Here is an 18,430-nt window from a genome sequence, read left to right as displayed (position 1 = left end):
GGGTTCGCTATTTCATTTTCGCAGCTAAATGCAAACTACGGTATTTTTTAGCATAAAAATTGTTATTTCTTTAGCCGGTCTAAGGCAGCTGCCCATCCTGCAAAGCAGCGGCATAAGCCACCCTGCTGATCATCCTTGCACCCATTGATTCTAAATGAGCGGTATGCACCTGGCAGTCTATCAAGCTGAACAAACCGGTATTGCATAAATAAATAAGTGCTGTTTTCGAGGCATCGCTCACCCGGCTAAACATACTCTCGCCGCAAAAAACTTTTCCTATTTGTACGCCATACAAACCGCCAACCAAATTGTCCTGCTGCCATACTTCTACCGAATGTGCATAACCCAGGCGGTGAAGTTCAATATATGCAGTCTGCATGCCGGCTGTTATCCAGGTGCCGTCCTGCCCTTCGCGTTCCATTACTGAGCAGGCTGTTATTACTTCTGCAAAGCATTTATCGGTAGTAACGTTAAATGTTCCGGAACTTAACACCCGGCGCATGGATTTGGAGACCTTCAACTCATCCGGGTAAAGTACAAACCGTTCATGCGGCGAATACCACAAAATAGGCTCATCATCACTATACCAGGGAAAGATGCCGTTCTGATAAGCCAGCAGCAACCTACCTGCCGACAGATCGCCGCCAACAGCCAGCAAGCCATCTTCCTCGGCAAGCTCCGGATCGGGAAACAAAATACGTTCATCAAGCCTGAATATCATCCGGGCAAATTTATGCCTTATGACGGATCACCAGCTTTTTATTTTGTGCTTTTGCAACTGCATCCATGTATTGCTGAAACTCGGTATATTTTGCAGCCGGGATAACCTGGTTGGTTAGTTTAAAACTGGCCTTGCTGGTAACCTGGTTTTTGGCTGCATCATATAAGTAGCTTATTTCGTAGGTGCCGTAAGCAAATTTTAAGCTTTGATTAGCGGGCAGGGTTTCCACTTCAAAGCCCGCGGGCAGATCAATGGTAGTAACACATGCTTTTTGCACCGGCGATTCAAAGTAGTAATCCGATTTTCGCTTTTCAAGCACCGGCACCGTTACGCCCCAAAGGTCAAATACTTTTGGGCGATAAAATTGCTTGTTGCCGGCGGCTACATCACAAAACTTATCATATTCAAGCTCCATGTTCAACTCTTTTACGCCATCTTTATCGCCCGATGGTTTAATTTCAAAAAAGTTAGGCTGTTTCATATTAAGTACCCGCTGAAAAAACTCCTTTTGTTCATCTGCCTTTAATGATTCCACACCAAAGTATTCCGAGCGGTACTCACCGGTACCCAAAATTTTAACTTTAGCCTTTGCTCCGCCGTCTGCATCGAGTACTATTTGCACTTCGCTGTTAAAGCGGTTATCGTCCATGGTGCTTCGCGGTGTTCTCACCAGTCGGCCGCCATCTTCGGTAATCAGCAGTCCCCTGCGGTTTTCGGTAAAGGAGCCCAGTTTTCCAAATGGCTGGGTGTTGCTGGTACATTCCAGCCAGGTGGTATCGCCCTTAAAAGGCACACATACTATAATATGATTAAAACGGTTACTCGGAAATGCATCTTCTGCAGGCTCCTGGTTAGCGCCGGCATTAATTATCGTGTAATATGCCTTAATATTTACCGACTTTAATAATGCCACCATGTAATTGGAAAGCGCTTTACAATCGCCATATTTTTTTTGATCCACAAAAGTTGCCGCAAACGGCTTTAGCCCGCCTATCCCTAACTGAATGCTTACATACCGCATATTTTGCTGCAGGTAGCTATATAAAAATCTCGCTTTTGCCTTATCCGTTTTGATGGTATCGGTCATTTTTCTAATCTCGGCTTCGCGGGCCGGAGTTAATGAACATACATCCGCGTTTAATGCCTTTATCCAGTTCCCAAAACTTTGCCAGCTGCTAAAATCTCCTTTAACGCCATAAAACTCAAAGGCGTTTGATGTAAATTGAATTTTCGGCAAAACCCGCCATTTCTCTGCGCCTTCTTCCAGTTTATACCCCTTTAGGTTTGAAACTTCCCAGGCATAGTTGTCCATTCCGTTAATGGTTGACTTTTGGGGCTTAATTGTGGTGTTTTTATTGAGGTACCTGAAACCGGCTGTCTGGCTTATAGCAATATGGTAGTATGAATGCTGAACAGCCTGTTCCAACTGCTGAATATGCCACGTGTCAATATCAATTAAACTGCTGTTATCAATTTCGTAGACCATTTCAACCGTGGTGGGATAGCTTGCAATAGTATGCCCTATCAACATTAAGCGGTCGTCAGTTACCAGGGTAACATTATCTTCTGCAGCATGCTCATACATGTCTCCTTTATGGTATTTTTTTAACTGTTTACCGGCAGCATCATAAATTATCATTTCGAATGAGCTGACGGTGCTGAATTTACGATTGTAAGGCAAACTTATTACAGCTTCGCTGTTAGCTTTCTCATTTAAAATAGTAACTATGGTATGAAACTTTTCAACAGAGTGGCCGGGGCCCTTAACCTCCACATCGTCCATGCTGTAGCGCACCACAGCGTTGGCCTCTTCTTTTAATGAATCGGGAATACTTGCCGCCACGTACAGCTCCTTAGGGATATTTTTATCCTGGGCATAAGCTGTCAGCATCGTAAAACAAGATACGGAAGCAGCTAAACCCAAGCCTTTCAAACATTTATAAACGCTCATTTTCCTTATCCTTTCTTCAATACTATCTGTTCGTTCAGCAATTCATGCATCTTCTTAAAGAAAGCAAAAAACTCTGCGTAATTTTCCTTTACGTACTCAGCTACATTATAGCTAACGCTGTAGCGTACTATTATGGATCCGTCCTGCTCAGCAACAATCCGCTTAAAACCAAAACTCTTATCGGGCATGGTCATCGTTACGCTTTTGGGCAGTGCGTCAGCCTTGTAGCCAGCCGGCATTTTATAGATGCCGTTTACAGAATAGTTACGGGCATAACCAAAATCAACATCGGTTAACCGGTTTTCGCTTAAAAAAGGATTTAGCTTTAATTGCGTAAAGATGTTAGGATTGAGGTAGATGTATGTTTCGTCAGAGCCGGCAAGGTCCATTTTAAAATCAACCCGCTGCATTAAAGGAAGCGAGTCAACTTCCATATTTTCGAGCTTAAGCGACGCCACTTTCAGGTTATTATCATCATTACGCAAAAAGTCGATATACTTTTTTTCGCCGTCTTTTTTATACCGTTCAACGGCATTTATCTTATTGTAACTGCTGCTGCTGATCTGTGCGTTGCCTTCCAGCTTACCATCAGCTTTTATATCAGCTGTTACAAAAACCGATTCGCGAACGGGAATCGATTTTTTTAGCAACACAATGTCATAGATATTCTTCGACTTATCAATGTAAAGGCCTGATGAGTTAAGCAGTTCCGCCGGGGTTTCATTATACATATTGTATTTTCCACTGGCATCAAGCACGTAGCTTTTTGAGGTATCAACCGGTACATAAACCACGCCCCTGTTAAATTGCACCAATGAAGTATAAAACGGCTGCACCCTGCCATGTTCGCGCGTGCTCACCACCATCGGGTAGGCCTCTATATCTGATTTTTTAAGCAAATGGTACAAAATAAGATTGATCTCGGTTGAATTGCCTGTTTTATTTTCCCATGCCCGGTAGGTGCCATCGTTGGTGTACCAGTCATCGCTGCCGTTCCATTTCATGGCGTTTTTTACCTCGGCAAACAAATAGGATATTCTTTCATCGGTTGATTTTATTGCTTTGGCTTTGGCTATAATAGCTTCCTCGCCGTTTATTTTCCTTCTAAGCTGTCCGCCAAAGTCCTCGTCATCAATAAGCCTGCCGCCTACTTTAGCCCAGGTATCAGAATATGACTTTGCGAAGCCGCCCATAGGTTTGATAGATACCAGCTGAAACCTAATGGCCTGCACATTATCGCGGTATGACGACATATATGGCTCATCAGGCAATGAGTGAATATTAGCAATTCCCCTTTCTTCGTTTTCAAGGTTATATGAAAATGCCTGCCCGGCATCCATTAAAGTCCTGCTATCACTTGTGGTGGTGCGCTTTGCAAATGGAAGCGAAATATTTGCATTTGCCCTAAAGTAAAAAATATCAGGAATGGAGGTTTTAAGCTCACTGTAGCGTACGGGGATCTTTTCCTGGAAATCCCAATCGGGAAAGTCGGCAAAAGAGTTAGCGTTCAGGTTATATTTATATTCTATTATACAGCCGGGCTTAATATTGGGCAGCGTAAAAGTTATTTCGCTGCGGTATTTGTCGATACTTTTGGTGTAGATGAGCTTTTTGTCGAGTTTGGTGATCTCCTGTTTTCCGTCAACAAGGTTTATGGTTTCAGCCTGGATACTACCCACGTACTCCAGGTGGTTTCCGCTCACATACTTAATATGTACATCGGCTTCTCCTTTACCATTAACATTAAAGATCTTCACGCGTTTGTGAATCTCCTCGGTGATTGACAACAGGTCGGCACCGAAATAAACGTCGCCTTTCTCAAAAAGCACCTCCGCATTGGCATCCTTTTCAAAATCGCAGGCTTTTAGCTCCAGATCGGCGTTGTCAATCTTTCCGAAAGCCTGTACCATTGAAGGGGCCACCGCAGGCTTTTGTGCTCTTACAGAAAAACATAGTGCTAAAAGTGCAAAAACGGGTAAAAGTTTATTCATTGTGATTTAGTTAAATATAATTACAGGTTGGTTGGGTTTATTAAAATTCTGAATAATGGTTTGGATGCCAAAAAGAATTGATGTTACGCTTATGTGATAATTTCCAGGCGGAAATTTCCTTTCTCAAATCGCACGAACTTAACTTCAGACCGGTGGTGCCGATCTGTCCAAATAGTTGGGTTTGCCCTTTAAAATTCATTACCGCAACAACCGGTAACAAGAGCGCAAATAGTCGTTTCAATCAATAGGGTTTGGTAGTCCGAATATAATAATATTTTTAACTATAAAAATAAATAAGCCTCGTTTTAATTGATTAAACCATCGGCAAAAAGAAAAGTCATAATAGGGAAAATACCCTTATTATGGATAATTTACAGCAGATAAAGCACTTATATGCCAGGGCCGGTTTTGGTTTGAGTTTTGACGACAGAAAAAGAGCCGGAAATTCATCAATAAAACATGCAGTTAATGCATTATTCCGCGCGTCAGAAAATGAAGAGCCCATAAACAGTGTTCCAAATAATATTGATTACTCGATGCTGATCAAGGGCGATAAGGATTCAAAAAAACAACTGCTGCAAATGCAAAGGCAGGAGGAAAAAGACCTGAATATAGCATGGGTCAACAGGATGAGCACAACCGATGCCGTACTGTGTGAGAAGATGACCCTGTTTTGGCACAATCACTTTGCCTGCCGCACCAACAATTCTTTTTATGCACAGCAACTGAACAACATACAGCGCGCTAACGCTCTTGGCAACTTCCGCGATATGGTGCTGGAAGTGTCTAAATCGCCGGCTATGCTCCAGTTTTTAAACAACCAGCAAAACCACAAGGGCCATCCAAATGAAAACTTCGCCCGCGAACTGATGGAACTTTTTACCATAGGACGCGGCAACTATACCGAACAGGATGTAAAAGAATCGGCAAGGGCATTTACCGGCTGGGGGTTTAACAAAACCGGCGAGTTTGTAATGCGCCCATTTTTGCATGACGAGGGCGAAAAAACTTTCCTGGGCAAAACCGGCAACTTAACAGGTGAAGACATCATTAACCGCCTGCTGGAGCAAAAACAAACGGCCCATTTTATATGCACCAAACTTTATAAATACCTGGTTAATGAAACACCTGATGAAGTGGCTGTAACCGCGATGACCGATGTGTTTTATAAGAATAATTACAACATAAAACCTTTGCTGGAATTTGTTTTTACAGCCCCCTGGTTTTACGATGGCCGGAATATAGGCAACCTGGTGAAATCGCCGGTTGAATTTTTGGTTAGCTTAAACAGGCAATTTTATATCACCTACCAGCGGCCGGAAGTATTGCTGCAATTTCAAAAAGTACTGGGGCAGGTGCTCTTTTACCCGCCAAACGTGGCGGGATGGCCCGGTGGAAGAAACTGGATAGACAGCTCCTCCTTAATGTACCGGCTGAAGATCCCTTCCACCATATTGAACGGCGGACTGATTGACTTTACCGGCAAGGCCGACCCTGAAGAGGAAGCTTACATTGCCGCTAATCGCAAGCAGCAGCAATTTGTAAACGAAAAGGTACAGTCACAGCCTGATTGGGATAAGTTTTTAAAGACCGTACCAGCAAATGTTTCAAAACAGGAAATAGCACAGTTTATACTGCAACCGCAAATAACTAAAACATTGAGCATTGAGCTGAGCAATGCTGCTGACATTAAAACGGCAGCCATCCAGGCGGTATCAACACCAGAGTATCAATTAAGTTAATACCGGAATAGTTTGTAATTGAGCAGCCGCAACGGCTGCCCTGATCAACCATTAACGCTATAAAACAACCATTATGGACCGCAGAAATTTTTTGAAAAATACGGCACTGGCCTCAGGCGCTTTTATGATCCCCGCTTTTTTAAAGCCACTGGAAGCGCTGGCAACGGGCAGCTTAACCGGTTATAAAAACCTGGTGATCATCCAGCTTTCGGGTGGAAATGATGGCCTGAACACCATTATACCTTATGGCAATGATATTTATTATCAAAAACGGAACACCATTGCCATTAAGAAACCTGATGTAATTACGCTGAGCGATATGCAGGGGTTAAACCCGGCCTTGTCATCATTAAAAGAAATATACGACCAGGGGTGGATGGGCATTATCAATTCAGTTGGGTATCCTAATCCCGACAGATCACATTTCCGGTCAATGGATATCTGGCAAACGGCAAGCGAATCAAACCAGTTTTTAACAACCGGCTGGATAGGCCGCTACCTTGATTCCAATTGCTCCACCTGTAAAAATCCCTACACCGCCATTGAGGTGGATGATACCCTGTCGCTTGCCATGAAAGGCTCAAAAATGAAAGGCATAGCGGTTGAAGATCCCAACAAACTTTACCAAACCACCCGCGAGCCATTTTTTAAGGAGCTGGTGCATGACCATAGCGATGCGAATTTAAGCGAGGATAATCTTGGGTATCTTTATAAAACGATGGCCGAAACTTATTCCTCGGCTAATTATATCCAGCAAACTTCTAAAACATACCAGGTAACAGGCCAATACCCGGCAACAGCAATGGGTAACCAATTAAAAACAGTTTCAAAGTTTATTAATTCCGGTTTGCAAACCAGGGTTTATTATGTTTCATTAAGCGGGTTCGATACACACGTAAATCAGCAAAACCAGCAGGAACGGGTATTGAAAATTTATGGCGATGCTGTTGCGGCTTTTATTAAAGATTTGAAAAATACCGGCAAACTTGATGATACTTTGGTGATGACCTTTTCGGAATTTGGGCGTAGAGTGGAACAAAACGCCAGCAACGGCACCGACCACGGCACTGCCAATAATATCCTGCTATTTGGCGGCAAACTGAAAAAAGCCGGCATTTACAATAATGCGCCAGATTTGTCGCAACTAGATAACGGCGACCTTAAATACACGGTTGATTTTAGAGAGGTATACGCCACATTGCTCGATAAGTGCCTTGATGTGAACAACAACCAGGTATTAAGCGGTGGATTTAAGGGGCTGAATTTTATATAATTTGAAGATTGAAAATAATGGTGAGTTATTTTCAAATCTTCAAACCAGGATTTTATATAATTACTTTGGCATTCTGCGCATCATGTTGGCCATGGCTGCGGGATTGCTCATTTGCTTCATTACCTTACGCATATCTTCAAACTGCTTTATCAGGCGGTTCACCTCGGCAAGGTTAGTGCCCGACCCCAGCGCTATGCGGTTACGGCGGCTTTGGTTAATACTGTCGGGGTTGCTTTTCTCATAAGGCGTCATCGATTGAATGATTGCTTCTATCGCTTTAAACGCATTGTCATCAACCTCCACATCCTTCATCATTTTGCCAACCCCCGGTATCATGCCCATCAGGTCCTTCATGTTACCCATCTTTTTGATCTGCTGGATCTGGCTGAAAAAGTCATTGAAGTCGAACTTGTTTTTGCGGATTTTTTTTTGCAGCTCGGCAGCTTCCTTTTCGTCAAACTGCTGTTGGGCACGCTCAACCAGGGAAATCACGTCGCCCATGCCCAGGATCCTGGATGCCATACGGTCAGGGTGGAAAACGTCAAGCGCTTCCATCTTTTCGCCGGTACCAATAAATTTGATAGGCTTATTAACTACTGATTTGATAGACAGCGCCGCACCACCGCGGGTATCGCCATCCAGCTTTGTTAATACCACGCCGGTAAAGTCCAACCGGTCATTAAATACTTTGGCCGTGTTCACCGCATCCTGCCCGGTCATCGCATCTACCACAAATAGGATCTCGTGCGGTTTAACGGCAGCTTTCACGTTCTCGATCTCCACCATCATGGCTTCGTCTATTGACAAGCGGCCCGCGGTATCAATAATCACTACGTTATTCCCGTTTTGTTTCGCCAGCGCTATGCCTTCGCGGGCAATAGCAATCGGGTCTTTTGATTCCAGATTGGCATATACCGGTACGTCTATCTGCTTACCCAGTACCTGCAGCTGCTCTATAGCCGCCGGGCGGTAAACATCATCAGCAACCAGCAACACTTTTTTGTTTTTGCTGGTTTTTAAGTAATGCGCCAGTTTACCTGTAAACGTGGTTTTACCCGCACCATTTAAGCCCGCAATTAATATAATTGTTGGATTGGTTGATAAGTTAAGATCGGCAGTGCTGCCGCCCATCAGCTCGGTAAGCTCATCATTCATGATCTTGGTGAGCAGCTGTCCGGGCGAAATTGAGGTCAGCACATTCTGACCGATAGCCTTTTGCCTTACTTCATCAGTAAAAGCCTTGGCAGTTTTATAGTTAACGTCGGCATCCAAAAGGGCCTTGCGGATCTCCTTCATGGTTTCGGCCACGTTTATTTCAGTTATAGTTCCCTGTCCTTTTAATACTTTAAAGGCCCTGTCGAGTTTATCCGAAAGATTTTCAAACATTATACTTATGCTTCAAATTAAAGAATGCAAAGGTAAACTAAGATTTCTAAGATTAAAAGATTTTAGGATGAATGTGTTATAACTAAGATCTGCACGAATAAAGATGGCAAATTACTGCCTCCAAAGCCCGGCCACCGGCACCCTTCGTGTTAAAAATTCACCTGTCATTATAACATTATTAACTATATTATAATAAATTTGCCGCTTAACTGTTAAAGCCTGTAAGTAAAAGCTTTTATACCTTTTTGTTACACTTTACCGCTAAAATGCGCTACTATGTTTAAAACCGGTACCCCACTGTTTTTCTTATTTTTATTTGGTATTGCTATTTCGGCCAAAGCACAAAAAACCGATTCGTTAAAAATTGATACTAACCTGCTCAATAAATTCCGGATTGAACCGGGTAAAAACCCATTGCCATTTCGCTTCAGGGAAATCAGAATCCACCAGGAAGAAGTTCCGGTAACCATGATGGATTACCGGGTAAGCTACTGGCACAAGGCTGTGGTTTTCGGGCTTAACTTCAGCCAATCAGCATTTAGCAGCAATTACAGCGCCGGGGGTATCAGCGCCATTGCATTAGGATCAAACTTTGATTATAAGATTGAATACAACAAATCACCATTAGATTTCACCTCCGAGCTGAACCTTATCTACGGCATTTCAAAAAACAAGGGTCAGGGTTCGCGTAAAACCAACGACCGCATATTTTTCGATAATAAAATAGCCTCTAAGCTTTCAAAACACTGGTTCTTTTTCGGATCGTTAACCTTTGAATCGCAGTTTGACAAAGGTTTTAATTATACTACAGACTCATTAGGGCACAATGTTTCACAACTCATCTCCAATTTGTTGTCGCCGGGCTATTTAACCGAATCGGTAGGTTTTGAATTTAAGCCCACCAAGTATTTCGATCTGAGGCTGGGTACCGGTACTGCCCGGCAGACCTTTGTGGTGGATACTACAATTTATCACAACCAGCCCAGCAATTACGGTGTACCTATTGGCAAAAGGCTCTATAACGAGTTGGCGTTCTCTGTGGTTGCCGTGTACGACAAGGACATAACTAAAACCATGCACCTTAACGCCCGTTACGCGCTGTTCATCCCTTACCAGCAGGCGCTGGCCTACACCAGCCATCGTGTTGATGCGGTGTTAACAGCCAAGGTAAGCCGCCTGATTGCCTTTACTGTAAACGGCACCTTCCTGTATGACAAAAATACTTCATCAAGTGTGCAGGGAACGGAAGGGATAGCAATGGGAGTCGTGTATAAGTTTCCCTGATAAATTTGCTTAATGCTATTTATTCAAAATAGCCATTACTGCTTCGGCTGCAGTTTCATATTCAAATTTAAACCCGCTTTTTAACAGCCTGGCTGGCAATACCCAGCGGCTTTTTAAGATCAGCTCAGTTTCCGTACCTATTAGTACAGCACCGGCTTCCAGCATCCATTGAGGTGCCGGCAGGCCAAAGGGCATCCCATAAGCGTTGCGGATAACCTGCATCAGGTCTGCATTTTTTAGCGGGACAGGGGCAGCGCAATTAAATACGCCGTTCATTTCAGGATGATCCAGCAGCCATTCTGTACTGCGGGCAACGTCGTGTTCATGCACCCATGAAACATACTGCCGGCCGTTACCCTGCATACCGCCCATTCCCAGCTTTACCAAATTAAGCAGCCGCGGGAAAGCGCTGTCGTTGCGACCAAGCACTATCGCCATCCGCAAAGCCACTTTTCGCGTTTTCGGGGTTTCATATTTATTAAATGCCGCTTCCCACCGGGTACAAACATCAACAGAAAACCCTGTGCCAATTTCGCCGGTCTCTTCATCCTGGGGCCGGTCATCCGCATGGCGGTAGATGGTTGCTGAAGTAACATTGATCCACAGTTTTGGCGGCTCAAACAAATCGCGGATCACTTCACCCAACAGTTCAGTTGGCTGCAGGCGTGACGCTAAGATCTCCGCTTTATTTTTTTCGGTGTACCGGCAATTAACATTTTTACCGCAAAGGTTTACCAGCAGGTCGGCATTTACCAGCTCGGCGGTCCACTTACCGCGGGTTTTACCATCCCAGGTTACGGTGCGGATATTTTGTTCCACTTGTTTTTCATGGCGGCTTAATATCACTATTTCAGCTGCTTTATCTTTGTAATAATCTGCCAGCACCCTGCCCAGGTAACCATTACCGCCGGCAAGCACTATCTTTTTGTATTTCATTTCAATAAGTTATAAGCATCCATACTAAACAAACAATATTACGGCCAGTAACATTATTCTGTATAAAGCCCAGGTTATGGTCATCGTCCAGCCCAGTTCCATCAGTTTGGTTCTGCGAATGTGCTCTAAAAACATCAACCCGGCAATCATTAAAAAGTACAGCGCAAAAAACAAAGGCGGCATATTAAACCAGCTGTTAAGCCCCAGGGGAAGCAGCAACAACAAACTGCCCGCAAAAGAGATGGTCATCATATTACCCAGGTAGTTCCAAAGCTTATCTGCCGCGAACGCACTGATTATGGCGCCCTGAAACAGGACCTGTCCGCCACAGATCATATACTCGCGCCATGTGCTGCCCAGGGGCACCATTGGCGTTAGCAAATGCGCATAAGCAGTTAGGATATAACCGGTAAAAAACCAGGTGAAGAGCAGGTAAGCTATGCGGTAGTGTATTTTAAATGTGGGCTGGTAACTAAAGCTGTTCCCACTTTCATCAGCGGGAATAATAACCCTGCGGTTATATGAAATAAAAGCATACAGCTTGCTCATTAACCAGGTGAACGGCCTAAAGGCAAATAATGGCCCGAATATAGGGCAGGCATTGCCTAAAATTTTAAAGATGCTTGTTACGCCGTAGGTTACCTCGCCGTTACTTAAGTTAACCAGGGCAATTTCGTTTACGGCGCGTTGCTTATCAATTAGCGGGCAAACGTCGTCTATCCTGTTTTGATAAGGCTCGCGGCCGTTAGCATCCAGCATCCCGGTTTTCACAAAGGCTTTTGTATACACCCTGCACATGGGGCATTCGCCATCGAACAGGATCATGTGGTTTTCTAATGTTTTCATATTTTCAGTAATTAATGAAATATATGCTTAAAAATATATCAGCTTTCCCGGCTGATATATGCATTGTGATTGCACACCACAAATATAGATAATATTTTAAACTTTCAGTAATTATTGAAAATAAAATTATGCGAGTAATTCAACCTATTGTTTAATGTCTTTTCCCGGCTTAAACTTATCCATTAAATTCAACAGCACGCCGTTTGTCCACCCAAAGCCATCCTGCAAGGGGTATTCGCCCCCGCCTGCTTTGGTGTCGGTGTCCACCACATTATATTTCTCCATCAGCTTGCCGGTAGCATTAAAAATATTGAGGTTGGTATTGATCCAGGCTTCGGCAAAAGTGGTTGCCAGCGTGGTTTTATGGTAATTGTTTAAGCCGTTAATGGCCATATACTGTAACGGGGCCCAGGCATTGGGGCTGTCCCATTGCTGCCCCGACCGGTTAAATGTAGTAACCAGCCCACCCGGATGAAAGAATTTGGTTTTTAAGCCTGCAGCGATTTTTGCCGCCTGCAGGTTGTCGGCAATCTTAAACTCCAGCGGAAAGGTTCCGGCCAGGGTTTGCTGCGGCGATTGCCTTTTAAGCTTCCAGTTGTAGTCCATAAACCAACCTTTAACGGCACTCCAGCAGTATTTTTGGATAGCCGTTTTGCGGATATTGGCCTTGCTTAAATACTGCTTATACATTTCCGCGTTTCCCTGTAACTGGTAGGTGCGTGCAATAGAAAGCTCCAAATGGTAAAGGAGGCAGTTCAGATCCACAGGGATGATATTTGTTGTTTGGATGCTCTCTAGTTTACCCGAAGCGTCAAACCAGCGGGTGCTAAAATCCCATCCTGACTCAGCCGCCGCGCGCACATTCCGGTAAAAATCGCCCGGTTTTTGTTTGGTTAGTTTTGCTGCGTTTACATCCTGTTTAAATGATTCCTCGCGGGGCTTGTCTGAATCATCCCAATAGCGGTTGAGGATTTCCCCTCCCTGCATCCGCACCGCCATACGGTGCGCCTGCCCGGGCTTTAACTGTTTGGCGCCTTCCATCCAAAACGCATATTCTTTTAACAGCTCCGGCTGGTATTTCACCCGCAGTTGTTCGCCTTTATCATGTGTAAGCAGGTCAACCATCATAGAGAAGAAAGGTGGCTGCGACCGCGTTAAGTAATAGGTACGGTTACCGTTAGGAATAAACCCGAATTTATTGATGAGGTAGGCAAAATTATCAACCATATTTTGCATGATAATCGTTTGATGGCTTTGCTGCAGGCCAAGCATGGTAAAATAGGAATCCCAGTAATAGATCTCGCGGAAACGTCCACCGGGTACAATAAAATCATTTGGCAGCGGGATGAGTGATGAATAGCTGCTTACCTTGCCATGATGCCGGTAAAGCACCTGCCATAACGTATCAATATGTTTGCGGACACCTAAAGAAACATCGGTTTTGAAACCACCGTTCGGCAAAACAGGCGAAGTGAAATTTTCATCGACAAATTTTTTCAGGTCAAATCCCGGCTTGTTGTGCTGGTCGGCGTAATCCTTCATAATAAGTTCCGGCTCACGCTTTGGCGTAGCATCAACGAAGGTTTTATTATCCGGATACACATCCGAAAGCTGCACCGCCTCAAACAAACCCGGAAACCATTGCCGCGGCGATTTGGTTTGTGCATAAGCCGTTACAAAAACAAACAGCAGGAATAGGGTTAACCGTAATTTTTTCATAGCCACAGGTAAATATCAATATAAAATGGTACCGGTTCAGATATAATTGGTTATCAAATATATTCAAATCATTTTTAAACGCGTACAAACAAAATTGAGCAGGAGGTATGAAGAGGTCAGTTAGGCTTTTGTATGGTATAATCTATTTAAAAAAGGAATCGGTAAATTTTATGGGAGTTTCGCGGGATTTAGGAAAGTGAGACCTTAGACTACAAAACTTGACTTCTTTTATGGTTGATTTGTATAATGCAGCGGGTTTCGAGGATAAATAAAGGCAAAAGTATAGTTAAACAAGCTTATAGAAAAGAACTTTTTGAGATGTCTATTTTAAACTGAACATATAATTTATATGTTCCAACAATCTCAACAAGAAGCCCTTGCCATGAATGTAAAGATGAACTGAAATACGATATGCAGAATTTAATCGGCATCAAAAAAAGAGAAGCTGCCTATTGTTATTATATTTATGACGTCATAATTTTCTTTGCTTAAAATGTTTGCATCTTTCCATCCGTTTATCCACTCGCTCTTCATAGGCATCATTGCACTATTTCCTGTAGTTAACCCTATAGGTTCTGCCTTTATCATTCTTCCATACTTTGCTCATCTTGATCGGGCTGAAAAGCGAAAGGCGGTTAATAAAATTACTGTCTATGCTTTTTTTATATGCACCGTTTCTTTGTTTGCAGGTCATTGGATCCTGGAATTGTTCGGCATTTCCGTCCCGGTCATTCAATTGGCTGGCGGAATAATGATCTGCAAAATGGGTTGGGAGTTCCTTACGTCAGATAAGCAGGACGACAACCCGAAAGGCGACCTTCGTGATAGTGTGAAACCATCGGGATACCGTAACATTGAGGACAAATTATTTTACCCCATCACTTTTCCCATCACAACAGGAGCCGGTACAATTTCGGTTTTATTTACACTTAGTGCACATAGCGCCTCGCCCGATGCGAAAAGCTATTTTATCAATACAGGAGCCATTTTACTTTCAATCATTTTTATGTGCGTGCTCATCTATATTTTTTACATGAATACCAAAGCGCTGGTTGATTACCTGGGTTCAAATGGCGAAAAGATATTCAACAGGATAATCTCATTTTTGATATTCTGCGTTGGGCTTCAGATTGCTATTACCGGTATAAAAGGCCTTTTTAATTTATAATACCATAACTACTTTAAATAATATAGAACGCTTTACGGATAGGAAATTTAAGCCTGTGGGATAAGTTGCGAGCAGTACCCGACTCCGAATACTTACATTTAGGGCAAATCCGGGTATATCAACAGCGAAATTCCAAATCATAAAATACTGTATAAACCAATTCGGGAATATCATTTAAATTTCAGACAGAAATATATGAAAACTCAAAAATCTCCTTTTTTCAGATTTACACAACGCAGCTTTATCGTGGCCGTTGTGCTATCAATCTTTATTTCAACAGCCCAGGCTCAGGATAAGGCACATATTGAGCCGGTGGGTACGCATAAAATATTTGGAAAGCTTCATGGTATTTCGATAGAAGGGATGGTGCAAAGCCCATCTGCCGAGGTTACGCCGTTACAGTTCATTTGCGTTTTTGAATATCAGGAGGGTGATATATTTAACGCACCTGCATTACCCGCCGCTGCTAACGGATTGTATCACATCGATAAGCAACTGAATGGCCTGTTTACAGATCTCAGAAAAAGCGGCAAATTTTCGGGACATGCTCTGGAAACGCTGCTTATCAACCCGCAAAGAGGAATAATAGGTGCCAAACGTTTAATGTTAATAGGCCTGGGCGACCGTTCCAAATTCACACCCGATATAATGATTGAAGTAGGAAAACTGGAGATAAGAGAAGCCTTAAGACTTGGCGTAACCAGCTACGCCCATGCCAGTGATCTTAAAGATGGCGGCCTAGATTCACCCACAGCACTTATCATCAATAATGTACTCAAGGGGACTATGGACGGCTATGAAACAGAGCTTTACCTTGAATCAAAAAAAGCAGCACAACTAAAGCCGGTATTAAAAATAACATTGCTTGCCGGGCAGCAATTTTTTGACGTATCCGGCATCGCAATCACCCAATTCATCCAAAACTATCATCAATAAAGTAAGCTTTACCGGGCACTTTTATCATTTAAAAAAACCATCAAACAAAATATCATAAAACCAAACATTGGAATAGCTGCGGAGAACTTAGCTATAGTAGTACACGTGGAAAAAACATTTACGTTGCATCCTCTTCGCCAATTTATCTTGCGGATATAATACACTGTATTTCAACACTCATTGTGATCAAATCTAAATTCGCAGCTGGGGTCAATCAGGTTCGGCCTATCCACATATCATGGTGTTTTGACCAAAAAACAGAAGCCTGCAATGATTTGATTTACAGATTTTTATCCTGTTTTAATACTAATTTTAGTGACCCTTACTTAACATAATAATTTGGGACAATGGCGAATACAGTTCACCCTAATTACCTCTTTACTATAATTTAGTATTTTTACTTAACATAATGTTAACCTAATCTCAATGCCCGGCTTATTAATATTTATCCATACAGTTTACTGTGTTAATCCAAATGGATACCAACCGCGTCTGTCTTAATGCTGGTACGACCTTTGGTATTTGATACAGTAAAAATGTAAAAGTAAGTTGAGCCCGATGCCACATCTTTATCAGTATAAGTTTGCATACCGGCATCAAGCGTAGCAATTGGCTGTGCAGCTTTGCCCTCAAGCGCACGATAAATTTGAATGCTTTTTATGTTTTGCCCCATGGGATTATTCCAGCTTAACTTTACTGCCTTCTGCATGGGGAATACTTTGATGTTAGCTACGGACAGCGGTATTTCAGCAGGTATGGTAAACGAAGCTTGATTGCTTGGGCTGCCCAATTTTTTACCATCAAACCCAACGGTGCGTACGCTGTATGAATACGTTGCACCATCGCTAATAAGGCTGTCCAGATAAAAATTTATGCCTGCCGATATGATTTTAACGGTTACGGGCACGGCTTCGGTAATCTTTCCGTCAACAGTGTTTACCCGCCTATAAAGCATATAACCACCGAACGGTTGTTTCTCCTTATTCATGTCTGCCCAGGTAACCAGCAATTTATTGCCGTTTGTTTTTTGCACCTTCAAATCGTAGGGAATAGGTAAAGTAGTATTACCTGCACTGTAGGCATAAACCCGCGCTGATTTAGGGCTAATTGCGTAAGATGTATTTTCGTCGGCCACGGCATAAGTGTACACCATTTTGCCATTGCTTGCCGGTAGTTTATCTGTAAAGCTTACATTCACACTGTCGGTAATTATGGGTGCGCCAATTTGTTTCAACTCCCCGTTGCTTGGTGCCCGGTAAATATAATAAGCGCGGGTATCGCCTTCGTTTTTTTGCCACATTAGGGTTACTTTATTGCTATCCTGCTTTATGCGTAAGTTTTGAGGAGGAAACAAATTTCTGTTGCTGGCTCTTAACACGCCCGGCACGCGGGGCGATAAGGGCGACGTTTCGTAAAACCCTACCAGCTTTATGGTATAAAAATATTCGTCAATAGGTTTAAGCTGTTGGTCCAGGTAGGAAGTATCCGCAGGGCGAACAGTGGCTAACTTAAAATATTTGCCATTGTAACTATCGCTTCGGTAAATTTCAATGGCATTTATCACTTTTGCGTCGTTCACTTTCCAGCTTAAACGAATGCCTTTTTTTACTTCGTCTGAGTGAGTCCTGAAATCGTGCACCGACGGCTCTATGCTTTTATCGGGCACGTCAAACGCTTTTAAAAGCGGCGATGCAATACCGCGGTTCCCGGCGGCATCTATCGGTAAAATAGCATACGTATAAGGCACTTTTGCAACTGCGGTATTATCGTAAAAACTAATGTAAGTTTTGCCGCTCCGTTGTACAAACAAAGGAACACTTGCCAGTTCTTCATAACCCGACCGCAGGTAATAGCTCCTTAAAATTTTGCATCTTACCATCGTGCCCTTGTCCACTATCACAAATTCACCGTGAAAGCCCTGGCGCGAAGGATCAAAACCTGCCGGCCTGATATCGGTAACAAACTTTTCCTGCGGGTATTTAACGATATTTGTTTCCGCCTCCGGGATTGCAGTACCGCTGGTTATCATTTTCACTTTGTACCGGTACACGGTGGCACTATCAGCAGTTGCATCATACCATGCGGTGCCGGTTGCCGCCCGCAGGGCTAATTCCTCATACAACTCCGGCGGCGAACTGGTAATAATATCCGGGGTTATCCTATCCCAAATTAATTGCAAGCGCGCGGCATCAAGCGGGGCAATATCAATACCTGCGGCTCTTTCGGTGTTTATCAGATCGGCCTGGATCTCATCTTTCGAGCGCGGCATTTTTACTTCTGCCACGGTTAGCCATTCGCCATTGTTTTTTTGCCGGGATATCTGGTAACTAAAATTCTTCGGCAACGCGTCACCGCAAATTACCCAAATCCCCTTTGGTCCCGCAAGCGCACTTGGCCTGGTGGTTTGTGCCATACTTATAGTGTATCCTAAAACTAAGCCGGCTGCCAATATTATTTTTTTAAAAGTTTGCATTTCT

General features: G+C 43.3%; 13 protein-coding genes. 5 read left to right on the top strand and 8 right to left on the bottom strand.

Annotated features, from left to right (window positions below):
- Positions 1-79 precede the first annotated feature (79 nt).
- From aat to MuYL_RS03140, 3 genes are read right to left on the bottom strand one after another with little or no spacing between them, the layout of a single operon-like run.
- Positions 80-721, bottom strand: a complete 642-nt coding sequence (gene aat, locus MuYL_RS03150) for a leucyl/phenylalanyl-tRNA--protein transferase (RefSeq protein WP_094569144.1) — start codon at positions 719-721, stop codon at positions 80-82.
- A 10-nt stretch (positions 722-731) separates the two neighbouring features.
- Complete coding sequence (locus MuYL_RS03145; protein WP_094569143.1) at positions 732-2,672, bottom strand: DUF3857 domain-containing protein; 1,941 nt, start codon at positions 2,670-2,672, stop codon at positions 732-734.
- A 5-nt stretch (positions 2,673-2,677) separates the two neighbouring features.
- Positions 2,678-4,663: a DUF3857 domain-containing protein gene (locus tag MuYL_RS03140; RefSeq protein ID WP_094569142.1), complete on the bottom strand. Its 1,986-nt coding sequence runs from the start codon at positions 4,661-4,663 to the stop codon at positions 2,678-2,680.
- A 362-nt stretch (positions 4,664-5,025) separates the two neighbouring features.
- On the opposite strand from MuYL_RS03140, the gene MuYL_RS03135 reads away from it, so the two are divergent.
- Both MuYL_RS03135 and MuYL_RS03130 read left to right on the top strand, forming a co-directional pair.
- Positions 5,026-6,405 (top strand): DUF1800 domain-containing protein, encoded by a 1,380-nt coding sequence (locus MuYL_RS03135; protein ID WP_094569141.1) that lies wholly within the window; start codon positions 5,026-5,028, stop codon positions 6,403-6,405.
- Between the two features lie 73 nt (positions 6,406-6,478).
- Positions 6,479-7,678 carry a DUF1501 domain-containing protein gene (locus tag MuYL_RS03130; protein WP_094569140.1) on the top strand — a complete coding sequence of 400 codons (1,200 nt, stop codon included), beginning with the start codon at positions 6,479-6,481 and terminating at the stop codon, positions 7,676-7,678.
- A gap of 60 nt (positions 7,679-7,738) precedes the next feature.
- Here the strand turns inward: MuYL_RS03130 and ffh are convergent, their stop codons facing one another.
- Positions 7,739-9,064, bottom strand: a complete 1,326-nt coding sequence (ffh, locus tag MuYL_RS03125; RefSeq protein WP_094569139.1) for a signal recognition particle protein — start codon at positions 9,062-9,064, stop codon at positions 7,739-7,741.
- Between the two features lie 276 nt (positions 9,065-9,340).
- On the opposite strand from ffh, the gene MuYL_RS03120 reads away from it, so the two are divergent.
- The gene (locus MuYL_RS03120) at positions 9,341-10,348 is read left to right on the top strand and encodes a DUF3078 domain-containing protein (protein WP_094569138.1); all 1,008 of its coding nucleotides are present in this window, start codon (positions 9,341-9,343) and stop codon (positions 10,346-10,348) included.
- A 15-nt stretch (positions 10,349-10,363) separates the two neighbouring features.
- Here the strand turns inward: MuYL_RS03120 and MuYL_RS03115 are convergent, their stop codons facing one another.
- The 3 genes from MuYL_RS03115 to treA form a co-directional block, all read right to left on the bottom strand.
- A complete protein-coding gene (locus tag MuYL_RS03115) occupies positions 10,364-11,284 on the bottom strand; it encodes a TIGR01777 family oxidoreductase (RefSeq protein ID WP_094569137.1) in 921 nt (306 codons plus the stop codon).
- A gap of 24 nt (positions 11,285-11,308) precedes the next feature.
- The gene (locus MuYL_RS03110) at positions 11,309-12,130 is read right to left on the bottom strand and encodes a thiol-disulfide oxidoreductase DCC family protein (protein ID WP_094569136.1); all 822 of its coding nucleotides are present in this window, start codon (positions 12,128-12,130) and stop codon (positions 11,309-11,311) included.
- Positions 12,131-12,274: 144 nt separating this feature from the next.
- On the bottom strand, positions 12,275-13,849 hold the full coding sequence (gene treA / locus MuYL_RS03105; RefSeq protein WP_094569135.1) for an alpha,alpha-trehalase TreA: 1,575 nt from the start codon (positions 13,847-13,849) through the stop codon (positions 12,275-12,277).
- Between the two features lie 493 nt (positions 13,850-14,342).
- Here treA and MuYL_RS03100 point away from each other — a divergent pair, with 493 nt between their 5' ends.
- Together MuYL_RS03100 and MuYL_RS03090 are read left to right on the top strand one after the other, a co-directional pair.
- Positions 14,343-15,017 carry a MarC family protein gene (locus tag MuYL_RS03100; protein ID WP_094569134.1) on the top strand — a complete coding sequence of 225 codons (675 nt, stop codon included), beginning with the start codon at positions 14,343-14,345 and terminating at the stop codon, positions 15,015-15,017.
- A 195-nt stretch (positions 15,018-15,212) separates the two neighbouring features.
- Positions 15,213-15,953: a M17 family peptidase N-terminal domain-containing protein gene (locus MuYL_RS03090; protein ID WP_094569132.1), complete on the top strand. Its 741-nt coding sequence runs from the start codon at positions 15,213-15,215 to the stop codon at positions 15,951-15,953.
- A 466-nt stretch (positions 15,954-16,419) separates the two neighbouring features.
- Here MuYL_RS03090 and MuYL_RS03085 read toward each other — a convergent pair whose 3' ends face one another.
- The gene (locus MuYL_RS03085) at positions 16,420-18,426 is read right to left on the bottom strand and encodes a fibronectin type III domain-containing protein (RefSeq protein WP_094569131.1); all 2,007 of its coding nucleotides are present in this window, start codon (positions 18,424-18,426) and stop codon (positions 16,420-16,422) included.
- Positions 18,427-18,430 lie beyond the last annotated feature (4 nt).

The organism is Mucilaginibacter xinganensis (assembly GCF_002257585.1).
In the GTDB taxonomy this organism is placed as follows: Bacteria; Bacteroidota; Bacteroidia; order Sphingobacteriales; family Sphingobacteriaceae; genus Mucilaginibacter; species Mucilaginibacter xinganensis.
This window is presented reverse-complemented; position numbering and strand designations above follow the sequence as displayed.